13 protein-coding genes are annotated in these 13,090 nt (G+C 53.6%); 9 read left to right on the top strand and 4 right to left on the bottom strand.

Annotated elements, in window-relative coordinates; translation table 11 throughout:
• Together ACXAF0_RS12760 and ACXAF0_RS12755 are read right to left on the bottom strand one after the other, a co-directional pair.
• Entirely contained in the window at nt 1–399 is a 399-nt protein-coding gene (locus tag ACXAF0_RS12760; RefSeq protein WP_475346255.1) for a hypothetical protein, read from the bottom strand.
• A 143-nt stretch (nt 400–542) separates the two neighbouring features.
• The gene (locus tag ACXAF0_RS12755) at nt 543–1,112 is read right to left on the bottom strand and encodes an isochorismatase family protein (RefSeq protein ID WP_475346254.1); all 570 of its coding nucleotides are present in this window, start codon (nt 1,110–1,112) and stop codon (nt 543–545) included.
• 135 nt (nt 1,113–1,247) lie between these two features.
• Between ACXAF0_RS12755 and ACXAF0_RS12750 the strand changes: the two genes are divergently transcribed.
• Together ACXAF0_RS12750 and ACXAF0_RS12745 are read left to right on the top strand one after the other, a co-directional pair.
• Nucleotides 1,248–1,592 carry an ArsR/SmtB family transcription factor gene (locus ACXAF0_RS12750; protein WP_475346253.1) on the top strand — a complete coding sequence of 115 codons (345 nt, stop codon included), beginning with the start codon at nt 1,248–1,250 and terminating at the stop codon, nt 1,590–1,592.
• A complete protein-coding gene (locus ACXAF0_RS12745; protein WP_475346252.1) occupies nt 1,585–2,070 on the top strand; it encodes an SRPBCC family protein in 486 nt (161 codons plus the stop codon). The genes ACXAF0_RS12750 and ACXAF0_RS12745 overlap by 8 nt, the downstream gene beginning before the upstream one ends.
• Before the next feature lie 121 nt (nt 2,071–2,191).
• On the opposite strand, the gene ACXAF0_RS12740 is transcribed toward ACXAF0_RS12745, so the two are convergent.
• Nucleotides 2,192–5,896, bottom strand: a complete 3,705-nt coding sequence (locus ACXAF0_RS12740; protein WP_475346251.1) for a vitamin B12-dependent ribonucleotide reductase — start codon at nt 5,894–5,896, stop codon at nt 2,192–2,194.
• A gap of 927 nt (nt 5,897–6,823) precedes the next feature.
• Here ACXAF0_RS12740 and ACXAF0_RS12735 point away from each other — a divergent pair.
• The 7 genes from ACXAF0_RS12735 to ACXAF0_RS12705 all read left to right on the top strand — a co-directional run bounded on the left by ACXAF0_RS12735 (nt 6,824) and on the right by ACXAF0_RS12705 (nt 11,076).
• The gene (locus tag ACXAF0_RS12735; RefSeq protein ID WP_475346250.1) at nt 6,824–7,186 is read left to right on the top strand and encodes an NADH:ubiquinone oxidoreductase subunit NDUFA12; all 363 of its coding nucleotides are present in this window, start codon (nt 6,824–6,826) and stop codon (nt 7,184–7,186) included.
• Nucleotides 7,187–7,628: 442 nt separating this feature from the next.
• Nucleotides 7,629–8,081 (top strand): outer membrane lipid asymmetry maintenance protein MlaD, encoded by a 453-nt coding sequence (gene mlaD, locus ACXAF0_RS12730; RefSeq protein ID WP_475346249.1) that lies wholly within the window; start codon nt 7,629–7,631, stop codon nt 8,079–8,081.
• Nucleotides 8,082–8,209: 128 nt separating this feature from the next.
• Nucleotides 8,210–8,452, top strand: coding sequence for a hypothetical protein (locus ACXAF0_RS12725; protein WP_167725297.1), 243 nt, complete (start codon nt 8,210–8,212; stop codon nt 8,450–8,452).
• A gap of 8 nt (nt 8,453–8,460) precedes the next feature.
• Nucleotides 8,461–8,910: a DUF2155 domain-containing protein gene (locus ACXAF0_RS12720; protein ID WP_475346248.1), complete on the top strand. Its 450-nt coding sequence runs from the start codon at nt 8,461–8,463 to the stop codon at nt 8,908–8,910.
• Nucleotides 8,911–9,222: 312 nt separating this feature from the next.
• The gene (locus tag ACXAF0_RS12715) at nt 9,223–9,816 is read left to right on the top strand and encodes a YceI family protein (RefSeq protein ID WP_475346247.1); all 594 of its coding nucleotides are present in this window, start codon (nt 9,223–9,225) and stop codon (nt 9,814–9,816) included.
• A gap of 125 nt (nt 9,817–9,941) precedes the next feature.
• Nucleotides 9,942–10,496, top strand: a complete 555-nt coding sequence (locus ACXAF0_RS12710; RefSeq protein ID WP_475346246.1) for a cytochrome b — start codon at nt 9,942–9,944, stop codon at nt 10,494–10,496.
• Nucleotide 10,497: 1 nt separating this feature from the next.
• On the top strand, nt 10,498–11,076 hold the full coding sequence (locus ACXAF0_RS12705) for a YceI family protein (RefSeq protein WP_475346245.1): 579 nt from the start codon (nt 10,498–10,500) through the stop codon (nt 11,074–11,076).
• A gap of 81 nt (nt 11,077–11,157) precedes the next feature.
• Here the strand turns inward: ACXAF0_RS12705 and ACXAF0_RS12700 are convergent, their stop codons facing one another.
• Nucleotides 11,158–12,789, bottom strand: a complete 1,632-nt coding sequence (locus ACXAF0_RS12700) for a methyl-accepting chemotaxis protein (protein ID WP_475346834.1) — start codon at nt 12,787–12,789, stop codon at nt 11,158–11,160.
• Nucleotides 12,790–13,090: the final 301 nt, after the last annotated feature.

The raw sequence follows: 13,090 nt of genomic DNA, 5'->3' as shown, positions 1-13,090 counted from the left end.
TCAGTCGGCGCCAAAACGTTTCGACGCATGCCTGTGGCGGATGTGCGCGGGGACATATCCGACGCATTCTTGTGCGCGGATGTCACATCTGCATTTGAATTGGCATGTTTTGCCGAAAGCGGGATGGATGCCGGGTTGTCGGGGGAAACCGAGAACCGCAAGAATTCCGATATGGTTGGCGCGAAGTGATTTGATGAGCTTTGTCGCTGAGGCCCAGTCTGGCAACAAAGCCAGACGCGCACGCCCGATATAGGCCCCCATGAGGCGGGCAAGATCCGGCGTATCGTGCGCAATAATCACAACAGGAAGCAGATGGGTATGCAAAGACCTGCGATGTTCCGTCTGCACGGAAACGCCGACCTGTTTGATGCCCGAGTTAGTCGTTCCGGATGATTTCATCACACCCTCCGTATGACTGATCTACTTGATCAGCGGTTTGTACCCATGCTTGAGAATAGCGGATACTATGCTGCGGACTGTGCAGGGCGTGCCGGTTTATTGACCGGCAGTGCCAAAACACTGTTTTTGGGTGCGTTTTCCGATCAGGGGAAGGCGGCGATTACCGTGGAGCTTTCGGTAAGCTCGCAATATTCCGAGGCCAGAACCGCGGCATACAGATCAAACACATCCTGCGCGGCGAAGGTTTTGCCATTGGCATCACGCACATCAATTGCCGTGGTGGCATCAAGCACCAACCAGTTTTCAAAGCCAAGGCAATGGGCCAAGCGGATCGTGACATCCATCGAATTGTGGATGACCACACCGGTGAAGATCAGGCGTTTGATGCCGCGATCATGGAGGTGTTTTTCCAGTGACGTTCCGACAAAGGCGCAGTTTTGCTGCTTGGCGATGACGGTTTCACCATCCAGGGGCAGGGCTTCGTCCTTGAACGGTTGGCCCGGGCCATCGACATAGAAACTTGACGCCGGGTTGGTTTCTTCGTGGCGGATATGAACGATAGGAAGGCTTGCCACACGAAACTCTGCCAAAAGTTTTGCGATGACGTCGGCATAGTTCGGATTGTTTTTGCTGTTCCAGCGCGGATCATCGATGGCCTTTTGCACATCAAGGACGATGAGAGCGGTATCGAAATCAATGGCAAGAGCAGACATGGTTCGAGTTTTTTCCAGCTAGTTTGCGGTCGTTAGTGATCGCGGTTTTCGGAAGCCTACTAATTTCATTCATGAAATGATACCTTCAGAATTAAACCAATTGATTAATTAACTAGATGGTTTATTAATTGGGATATGACTGAAATTGAAGCAAAACAGCTTGATCTCATCTTCAGCGCACTGGCCAGTTCAACCCGACGGCAGATGCTAGATTTGCTCGTTGAGGGGAAGGCAACTGTCAATGAGCTAGCGGAACCGTTTGATATGAGCCTTCCGGCGATATCAAAACACATTCACGTACTCGAGCGTGCCGACTTGGTGCGCCGTGGCAAGGACGCGCAGTTCCGGCCGTGCGTGTTGAACTCAGCTACGCTGGAAGCGATTGCGCACTGGACGGATCAATACAGGCACATCTGGAGCAGCAGATTTGACAAGATTGACGCGCTTGTATTGAAAGAAAAGGATGACGGGCATGACTGATCAGCAAGATTGGCTACGTATTGAACGCGAATTTGATGCCGATATTGATCGTGTTTGGCAAATGTGGACGGACCCGGAATTGTTCAAGCAGTGGTACGGCCCCAATGGTGCCAAAATACCCGTTGTCGAGATGGATGTTTCTGTTGGTGGTGTTCGCAAAATCTGTATGGAAATGGCACGACCGAACGGAAGTGTTCAAATGTGGTTTATCGGTGTTTTCAAGGAAGTGCGAGCACCAGATCGCCTTGTCTATACCGAGAGTATGTGTGATGCGAACGGCGTCATAATATCTGCGCAGAGTATGGGAATGCCTGAGGGAACCCCGGATGTAACAGAAGTTACCGTGGATTTACGTTCTGAAGGTGGGAAAACCATCATGACGATGATCCATGCCGGTGTGCCAGAAGGGAGTGCGGCAGGTGGTGGTTGGATGCAAGCCTTTGAGAAGCTTGGTGTGGTGGCGGGAGCCACGGGCTAGGTCCTGACCCTAGACTGCGTCGAAAGATTGTCCGTCATTCAAGTGAAATAATGCAAAACGGCCGGGGACTTCGCCCGGCCGTTTTGCTTATTGCGTCAATTTTTCTGAAGGGCTTAAGCCCTTAGGAGCAACCGGTGGTCGCGCCACAAGAGTCACATTTGAGGCAAGTGCCATTTCGCACCAGGGTGAAGTTGCCGCAATCGGGGCAACCGTCGCCTTCATAGCCTTTCATGCGGGCTTCGCGGATCTTGTCCATCTTGTCATCGGTTTTGGCGATGACTTCTTCGCTGGTGGACAGGATTGCAGCCGCCTCGGTCGTGGTGGTTGTGGTGACCGTGGTCGTACTTGCCGTTTCCGGTGTGTGGCTGTGGCCATCGGTGCCGGTCGATTTGACTTCGACAACGCGTTCCTCGGCCGGGACACCACCATCAACCACATAGAGGTTGCGACGGACAAAGCCGCTTGATGCCACCTTGCGGATGGTTTCGATCGCCGGATCACCAGCTTTCTCGGCGGCTTCGCCAAGATCACCTTCGGCGACACCTTCGCCAACCGCATCCGGGAGGATGTCGGACGGCTGAACATGGGCGAGGTCGTTACGGCCAAGGTAGGAGATCGCCAGTTCACGGAACATGTAATCAAGGATGGAGGTTGCCATCTTGATCGCATCGTTACCCGAAACCATACCGGACGGCTCGAAGCGGGTGAAGGTGAAGGCTTCGACATACTCTTCGAGCGGCACGCCATACTGCAGGCCGATGGACACCGCGATTGCGAAGTTGTTCATCAGCGAGCGGAACGCAGCGCCTTCCTTGTGCATGTCGATGAAGATTTCACCAAGCTTGCCGTCTTCGTATTCGCCGGTGCGCAGGTAAACCTTGTGACCGCCAACGGTGGCCTTCTGGGTGTAGCCTTTGCGGCGGCCCGGAAGGGAGCGACGGTCGCCACGGACAACGCGCTCGATGATTTTCTCGACGATCTGCTCGGACGCCTGGGCTGCCTTGGCTGCGGTCGGCTGATCGGCGTAATCGTCTTCTTCCACCAGTGCGGAGTTGAGCGGCTGGCTGAGTTTCGAACCATCGCGATAGAGCGCGTTGGCTTTGAGGCCCAGACGCCAGGACAGCATGTAAGCGTCTTTACAATCCTGGATGTTCGCACTGCTCGGCATGTTGATGGTTTTGGAAATCGCACCCGAGATGAACGGCTGAGCCGCGGCCATCATGCGGATGTGGCTTTCCGCCGACAGGTAACGCTTGCCGATACGGCCGCACGGGTTTGCACAATCAAAGACCGGCAGGTCTTCGTCGCGCAGATGCGGGGCACCTTCAAGGGTCATCGCACCACACACATAGGTGTTGGCTGCTTCGATCTGTTTTTTGTCGAAACCAAGGGCTGCGAGCATGTCAAAGTCCATGCTGTTGATCGCCTTGGCATCAAGACCCAGCGTGTTGACGCAGAAATCATCGCCAAAGGTGTATTTGTTGAAGACGAATTTGACGTCAAATGCGTTCTTCAGGGCACCTTCAACCTTGGCAAGTGCATCGTCGTCAAAGCCCTTGGCTTTCAGGTCATCATGGGTGATGGCAGGCGAGCCTTTGAGCGTACCGTGGCCAACCGCGTATTTTTCAATGTCGCGGATCTGGTTTTCAGTATAGCCGAGCGTTGCCAGAGCAACCGGAACGGTGCGGTTGATGATTTTGAAGTAACCGCCGCCAGCAAGCTTTTTGAACTTCACAAGTGCGAAGTCCGGCTCGATCCCGGTGGTGTCGCAATCCATGACCAGGCCGATGGTGCCGGTCGGGGCAATAACGGTGGTCTGGGCGTTACGGTAGCCGTGCTTTTCACCAAGCTCGACGGCCTTGTCCCAGGCTGCGCGCGCCGCAACCGGAAGATCGGCATAGGGGCTGTCAGCAGCAACCAGCGGAACCGGGTTGATCGACAGACCTTCGTAGCCTTCCTGCTCGCCATAAGCGGCACGACGGTGGTTGCGCATGACGCGCAGCATTTCGTCGGCGTTGTCGCCATAACCCGGGAACGGACCCTGTTCGCCAGCCATTTCGGCCGAGGTCGCATAGGATACGCCACACATGATCGCGGTGAGGGACGCGCCAATCGCACGGCCTTCGTCGCTGTCATACGAGATGCCCATGCTCATCAGCAGGCCGCCGATGTTGGCATAGCCAAGACCAAGGGTACGGTAACGATAGGACAGCTCAGCAATACGGTCAGACGGGAACTGTGCCATCAGAACCGAGATTTCCAGAACAACGGTCCACAGACGAACGGCATGTTCATATGCCTCGATATCCACGCCGCCATCATCAGAACGGAAGTTCATCAGGTTGAGCGATGCGAGGTTACATGCGGTGTCATCAAGGAACATGTATTCCGAGCACGGGTTGGACGCATTGATGCGACCCGAGTTCGGGCAGGTGTGCCATTCGTTGATCGTGGTGTCGTACTGGATGCCCGGATCAGCGCACGCCCAAGCAGCTTCGCCGACTTTGTCCCACAGATCGCGGGCCGAAATCGATTTGGCAACTTTGCCATCCGTACGGCGGATCAGTTCCCAGTCACCGTTATCAAGAACAGCCTGCAGGAAGTCGTTCGAGACACGTACAGAGTTGTTCGAGTTCTGACCCGAAACGGTCAGATATGCTTCGGAATCCCAATCGGTGTCATAGGTCTTGAAGCTGATTTCGGTGAAGCCCTGACGGGCGAATTCGATGATCTTGTTGATGTAGGAATCCGGGATCATCACAGCGCGGGCGCCCAGCACAGCTTCTTTGAGCTGCGGGTTGGCACGCGGCAGGAAACGGTCTTCGGATTCTGCGTCACCATCCCAATTGCTGCACGCTTTCAGAACAGCGGTAAGGTGCTTTTCAGCCAGCTTGGATCCGGCGACGAGGGCAGCAACTTTCTGCTCTTCGACGACTTTCCAATCAATATATTCTTCGATGTCCGGGTGATCGATATCGACCACAACCATTTTGGCAGCACGACGGGTGGTGCCACCCGATTTGATGGCGCCAGCAGCACGGTCACCGATTTTCAGGAAGCTCATCAGGCCGGAAGAACGACCGCCGCCCGAGAGGCTTTCACCGCCGCCACGAACATTGGAGAAGTTCGAACCGGTACCCGAACCGAATTTGAACAGACGCGCTTCACGTGACCAAAGGTCCATGATGCCGCCTTCGTTGACGAGGTCGTCGGCAACGGACTGAATGAAGCAGGCATGCGGCTGCGGATGCTCGTACGAGCTGGAAGATTTGGTCAGTTCGCCGGTTTTGAAATCAACATAGGAGTGACCCTGTGCCGGACCATCAATGCCATAAGCCCAATGCAGACCGGTGTTGAACCACTGCGGAGAGTTCGGTGCACCCATCTGATGGGAGAGCTGATAGCGCATTTCATCAAAGAAGGCCTGCGCATCGGATTCGGCGTCAAAGTAGCCGCCTTTCCAGCCCCAATAGGTCCAGGTGCCTGCCAGGCGGTCAAAAACCTGGGTCGAGCTGGTTTCGCTGATGTAGCGTTTTTCAGCCGGCATTTTGTCGAGCTTGGCGGTGTCAGCGGTCTGACGCCAAAGCCAGGACGGCACGTCCTTTTCCTTGACCGGTTTGAGCGCAACCGGAACGCCAGCCTTGCGGAAGTATTTCTGTGCCAGAACGTCACTCGCCACCTGTGACCAGGAGGCGGGCATATCAACGTCATTCATCTCAAAAACGACGGAACCATCCGGGTTTTTGATGACGGACGATGACTTACGAAATTCGATATCGGCGTATGGGCTGACGCCTTCCTGAGTGAACTTTCTGGTGATCCGCATGGTCTGCTCCGGTTGTGATCAGACGTGACAGGGCGCTTTCGGGTGATGCGCCAACATCGCCTGACTTTATATAGTTTGCTCAATGCTCTTGCGCTGCCCCCGATGCCGATATTTTCCGGCATTTCCAGAGCGTCGCAATTATGGGTGGTCGGTGGTGTGGTCCCCCCTTGGAACCAGCCGGTCCGTGGGAAGGAATATAACGGCAAAATTTCGCCACAGTCCACTAATCTTTGTGGTTGACAGTAATTTTTACCACAACATGTAGTGGACTAGGTGCTGTCTTGCTGATTCGATGCTGGTGGGATTCTCGTTAACAATCTCTGAATCGGTCCGGGAGGCCCGGAAAACTGCGCTTTGTGTCGCAGCGTGATTGTGTGTCGGTCCAAAGAATCGGACTACATATTGTGTGGTAACGAGGTAAACCTACACAACGCAGGATCAAGCTAACGCCGTTTTCATTCCATTTCCAGTGCGAAGCGAAAAACGCGGCGTTTCGTTGTTTTTTCTAGCATGGAAGCCAATGATAACAGTTTGATATTTATATTAAAGTCTTCTTTTTGCTGCAGGCGCAAATGCAGGAAGGACAAGGCTTGCGGCCTACTACATATATGGGGCGGTTTGTGGATAACGGGGTGGATAAAGGCCCCAGATGTAGGGGGATCAAAGAGTCGTCGCCCCACAAGCAGTTGTGGGTTGTTTTAAGACGCCAAAAGTCACCCTGAACACGTATCGATTTAGCATTCGGCGCAATGCCATGGGTTTTGTTGATCAGTTTGCCTTCCGGGCGGCTTGAAACATTGACTTTCCCCGCACATCACGACATATAAGTCACTTGATTAACAGGGTGTATCACCGTTCGCCCTGTGACGCCTTTTGCCGCCTTCCCGAAATTCGGGCGGACAAACCAGATCTGGAGAGAGACCCAACATGGCCACCGTCGGCACCCGTATTTATACTGCGCTGTTTGGCAAGCGCGTTGGCGAAGACCGTTTCGGCAATACCTATTACACCGAAAAGACTCCGGCAAAGGGTCGCCGCACCAAGCGTTGGGTTGTTTACAAAGGTGTCGTCGAAGGATCGAAAGTTCCGGCTGAATGGCATGCCTGGCTGCATTACACCGTTGATGCGCCGCTGTCTGACAAGGCCGAAGACCGGTATGACTGGCAGAAAGATCACCTGCCGAACCTGACGGGCACCAAGCACGCCTATCGTCCGAAAGGCCACGAATATAGTGGTGGCAAGCGCCCGGAAGCGACCGGCGATTATCAGGCATGGTCGCCGGAAGGCTGATCCGTCCATAAAGAATTCCGATTTCAGGCGGGCGCGGGGCAACTCGCGCCCGTTTTTGTTCAGGATGTGTTGTGTGTTGCATGGTGCTCGTTTCAAGCACTCGTTGTTTGGGTGGTTGTTTTTCCGGGCGGGGCAATACAGTATAGGGTCAAGACCCATCAATTTGATTTAAATGGCAGTCGTTATATTTGTGAAATCCAAGGAAAAGCCTGCAGGGCGGGCCGGTATCCCGGCCAAGGGGTTTGACGTCGGAGTTTACAAATATAACGTCTGTCCTTCGGATTCACCGTATTTGCACGGGCTACTTTGTCGTAAAACCTTGAAAGATATAAATCTTCCTGCGATTTTGCTCCGCGTATCCGCACAAATACGGTGAACCATTCAAACCAAATTGATGGGTTTTGACCCTAAGTCTCAAAGAGATACAGAACGGATAAGGTCTATGAGCAACAGACTGATTGAAACCATTGCCGGTGCTGCCGTGATCGCGATTGCGGTCGGATTTGCGGCCTATTCCTATTCACGCGCCGGGATCAATACGGTGGAAGGCTATGAAATCATGGCCAGCTTCAACCGTATCGACGGTCTTGTTGTTGGCAATGACGTCCGTGTCTCCGGGGTCAAGGTCGGTACAGTGACCGCACAGGAACTGGATCCCGATACCTATATGGCGGTTGTCAAAATGTCGGTGCAGCCCAATCTGGCGCTGCCGCTTGATAGCTCCGCCAAGATTGCATCCGACGGATTGTTGGGTGGCAAGTTTGTAGCGCTTGAGCCGGGCGGGGATATCGACATGATCGAGGCCGGTGGCGAGATCGAATACACCCAAGGCTCGGTCAATCTTGAAGACCTGATTGGTCAGGTTATCTATTCCTCGACCAACAGCGAAAATTAAGCCATCGCGGATCGGTGATTTACGGCCATGATTTTGCCGGGTTTGCCCCGCAAGGTTTGATGCAGATAGGCCGCAAGGGCAGGGTAGGCAACGCAAACCCCGCCTTGCACAGAATGTCGGAGCGGTTGATGAAAAAGACCGAAAATGTTGATCACTTCCCCACCTGGCAGGCCAGCGATGGCTCGCCGCTTTCGTGTGTGGAAAAGATCAAGGTTCTCAATGACAATTTCGGCGAACTGCGCGAAATCATGCAGGATGCGCTGGAAGATGCGCTTCTGATGGGCTGTGACGAAGAACAGTTTCGCAATGTGATGCGCGATCTGGTGGCCGAACTGCACAATCCTTATGACAAAAGCGACAAACAGGACTGAAGACCACAATGAAACGATCCTTTGCGATTGCCGCGATTTGTTCGACATGTGCAATGATCGGAACAGCGTCTTCGGCGCTTGATTATCGCCCGGCCCCGGTCGCCCAGCTGCAGGGCCTTGATAAGATTACCGCGCGGATTTCGACCTTTGAGGTGCCCGTCGGGCGCACGGCAAGTTTCGGGACGCTCGAAATTCGGGTGGATGCTTGTTTCCGCACACCACCGGAAGAACGCCCGGAAAGCGCGACTTTCCTTGATATTGCCGACATTCGCGATGATGGCAATGCCACGCGCACTCAACTGTTTTCGGGCTGGATGTTTGCTTCAAGCCCGGGGCTGTCAGCGCTTGAACATCCGGTCTATGACGTGTGGCTCAAGGAATGCCTTGGCCCGGCCAGCTCTGAGGGCGAGGGCGGCGAATCCGCAACGCAAGGTCAGGCTGCACCGGAACAGCCATAAGCCCAACTTGACGCCAATCAGGTCCGGATTGGAAACAAGCTGATCGCAATTGCGGTCAGCTTTTTCGTTGGCAGTGCCCCGTTTGAGATCACCAAATGGTGGAAAACACCTATTCGCAAGGCCAAGCTGTTTGCGGTGATTTGGCCTAAATTGTCAAGAATATGGCAGATGTTTTTGTGATTGTTTCCCTAAACGAAAATATATGTTGCGGTTTCGCTGGCTTGAGGGCAAGCGGTGCGCCTGTCATCTTCAGTTGACGATTTATTTTGGTGCAGCGTTCGTCTGCACCTTGTGAACATGAGGGAAATGAAAATGTTTAAGTCGATTAAAAAAGCTGGCGTTGCGCTGACCATTGCTGCAGGTCTTTCGGGTGCGGCTTTCTCAGCCCAGGCGGCGGATACCTACAAACTTGATCCGACCCACACCAGCGTGATCTTCATCGTCAACCATCTTGGTTTTTCCAACTTCCAGGGCCGTTTTGCCGGCACCACCGGTGAGCTGACGCTTGATCGTGAAGATCCGTCGGCATCCTCAGCGACCATCACCATTGATCTCAACCAGATCGATAGCGGTGTTGAAGCGCTTGATAACCACATGAAGACGGCTGATTTCTTCAATGTTGAAAGCTTCCCGACCGCAACCTTCACCAGCACCTCGGTCGAGCTTGTTGGCGAAAATGGGGCAACCGTTACCGGTGATCTGAGCTTCCTTGGCGAAACCAAGCCGCTGGTTCTTGACGTCACCCTGACCGGTGAAGGCGAACATCCGATGACCGGTGACTCGGTTGTTGGCTTCTCGGCAACCGGTACCGTGACCCGTTCGGAATACGGCATGGATTACCTTGTCGGCGGTGTTGGTGACGAAGTCGAACTTCAGATTTCTTCCGAGTTCCTGAAACAGAAGTAATTCTGTCTCACCGGGTGTAAGATGTGCGCTGTGGCAAGTGTGCTGCGGCGCACATCATATTTTAGGCCCGGACAAAATTGGGTAGGACCCGGAACAATCCGGGCTGGCAGTGAGGGAAGCCGGTTATGACACTTCGCAGTACAAAGCAGGCCTTTGGCGCGGTGACCAAGACCATCCACTGGGTGATGGCGCTTCTGGTGATCAGCGTATTTTCCATCGGCTGGTATATGGATTTCCTGCCGCTCGGCATGGAAAAGCTTGAATGGATATCGCGCCACAAGTCGCTTGGCGTGACAGTGCTGGCCCTTGTGATCCTGCGTGTTATCTGGCGCCATAGCGAACCGACACCTGAAGAACTTGGCAAATGGCAGATCGAACGGCTGGCCGCAAAGGCCGGGCATCTGGGTTTGTACTTGCTGATGTTTGCCATGCCTTTGACCGGCTGGACCATGTCATCAGCGGCAAACTACCCGGTCAGTGTGTTTGGCCTGTTTACCCTGCCAAACCTTGTTTCGCCCGATCAGGAACTGTTTGATACATTGCGCACAGCGCACTGGTTGCTGTCCTGGGCGGTTGCCGGATTGGTTGGTGTTCATATTCTCGCCGCACTCAAACATCATTTATGGGATCGCGATGCCACGTTGCGCCGCATGTTGCCCGGCAAACTCGAGGAAAACTGACATGTTTCAGATGAAGCGCAAAATCCTGCCCGCCTTGGCCCTTGCCACAACCCTTGCCGGTTTTTCCGGCGTGGTAAAGGCAGCCGACCCATGGGTGGTTGAGGCCAATGACAGCGAAATCGAATTCACCGGGACCCAGCTTGGTGCCGAGTTCGAAGGCGAGTTCAAATCCTTTGCCGCCGAGATCGTGTTTTCACCCGATGATCTTGCCAGCTCCTCGGTCGAGGTGCTGATCGATATTGCGTCCGCCGATACCGAGAATGCTGATCGCGACAGTCAAATCGTCTCGCCCGACTGGTTCGACGCCGCACAATGGCCGACCGCAAAGTTTGCCACCAAGTCCTTCAAAGAAATCGCGCCGGGCAAATATGAAGCGGTTGCCGACTTGACGATCCGCGATGTCACCCGCGAAGTGACCTTGCCGTTTGATCTTGAGATCGAAGGCAACGAGGCCGAAGCCAAGGGAACGGTGACCATCAACCGTACCGACTTTGGCGTCGGGCAGGGCCAGTGGGCCGATACATCCCAGGTTGGTGATCCGGTGACCATCGAAATCGAGATTGAAGCCAAACGCCCGTAATTGGCGCTCTGCTAACGACCCAAAACAAAAGCCGCCCCGGAGAAGCTCCGGGGCGGCTTTTACGTGGTCTGATGTGATGGTTTATGACGCGTTCTTGCGCAAATTGTCGAGGAAGGCCTCAACCGCGTCATCAAGGGCGACGGCCTCGGACACCAGTTTTTCTGCGGTGCTGGCAAGCTGGTTGGTGCCAGACGACACTTTGCCAGCGTTGTCATTGACCGTCTCGATGCGTTCAGAGACTTCGCGCGTGCCGTCAGCCGCCTGTTGCACACTGCGCGAGATTTCGCCGATGGCGGCGTGCTGTTCTTCAACCGCGGCGGCAATTGCGGTTGAGCTGTCGGCGACCTGGGCGATGGTTTCGGAAATCCGGCGGATGGCATCAACCGCCTCGGTGGTTTCGTTCTGAACGGCGAGGATTTGCTGATTGATTTCCTCTGTCGCCTTGGCGGTCTGGTTGGCGAGGTTTTTGACCTCACTCGCGACGACGGCAAAGCCTTTACCGGCATCGCCGGCACGGGCGGCCTCGATGGTGGCGTTGAGGGCCAGCAGGTTGGTCTGTTCTGCAATGTCGCCGATCAGGCTTGCGACATCGCCGATGCGTTGGGCAGCTTCAGACAGGCCGGTGACCGTTTCGTTGGTGCGCGTCGCTTCGTCATTGGCGCGGTTGGCGATATTGGCCGAAGTTGCAATCTGCTGGGCGATTTCATCCGAGGAGGCCGAGAGTTCCTCGGTCGCGGCAGACACGGTCTGAACGTTTCCCGATGTCTGGGTGGTGGCAGAGGCCACAGCTGCCGACAGTTCGCTGTTCATATCGGTTGCTTGACGCATTTCATCGGTCGAGAATTGCATGTCCTTGATCGATTTCGAGATCGAACTGATCAGTCCCTTGACCTTAGAATCAAGGGAATCGGCCATATCCATCAGGGCTTTGCGCTGATTTTCCTCGGCCTGTTTTTCAAGTTCACGCTGGTCTTCCTGAAGCTTGATGTTCTCGATTGCCTGGTCGCGGAAGGCAACCACCGTGCGTGCCATGTTACCGACTTCGTCACCGCGCTCCTGATCCTCAATATTGCCTTCAAGGTTTCCACGAGCGATGTATTCCATGCGTTGCGAGAGTCGTGAAAGAGGTGCAGTAATATCGCGTCCTATAAAATAGCCGATCACAAATAGTAAGACAGAAAGGGCGCTGCCAAATGTCAAAATAAGCAGTGCATTTTCCCAAAATTTAGATTCAATGTCATCTACATAGACCCCAGTTGTTAAGATGTCGGACCACGGAAGTTGTCTTGAATAAGATATCTTTTCAAAATTTTGATCTTCGGGTTGATTGGGTTTTGTCCAGAAATATCGCGTGTAGCCGCCATCGGACTTTTTGCCTTGAGCTACAAGGTCAACAGACATCAAATAGCCATTTGCATCCCCAAGTTTTGAAACGTCTTTTCCATTTAGTTGCGGTGCTTTAGGATGCATCTTCATGACGACATCTTCAGAAATAATCAAAAAATACCCTGTTCCGCCGTCATAGTTTGCAACCCTTGCAATCTCATAGAACTGCGCTATCGCATCATCTTGGGATAATGTTCCTGAGGCCACTTTGTCTTGCAGTTCCTGTGCGACCGTTACTAACGTCATTGTCGCAGTTTTAATCTTGTCCATTCTGTCGTCGACAAGATTGCTACGCAGATTGAAAAGCTGAACCAAAGAAAGGGTCATAATAATTATAAAGGCGAGGAAAGAAATTGACGCGATTTTGCGACCGATCTTAATATTTCTCAGCATATGCAGACTTCCTAAGTATGAAATAGACAGGTAGCGATACTTTGAGGGAGCATTTGGGGATGGTTTGGTGCGGTATCAAGATTACTTGAGCTTCTCATGCGTGATAAATTGAGTTTATCTAAATGTTTGGAATTGCAAATTCTGGCATAAGCGAGAACCCCTCAGGGAAAGTGAATTCATCGCATTTATTCATCAGTCTTTCTCGCTGCCAGAATTAGTTGGGAGGCGTTGAACC

The sequence above is a fragment of the Thalassospira sp. ABD4_177 genome (genome assembly GCF_056160125.1).
Note: the sequence above shows the minus strand (reverse complement) of the source record. Positions and strands in the feature narration are given on the sequence as shown.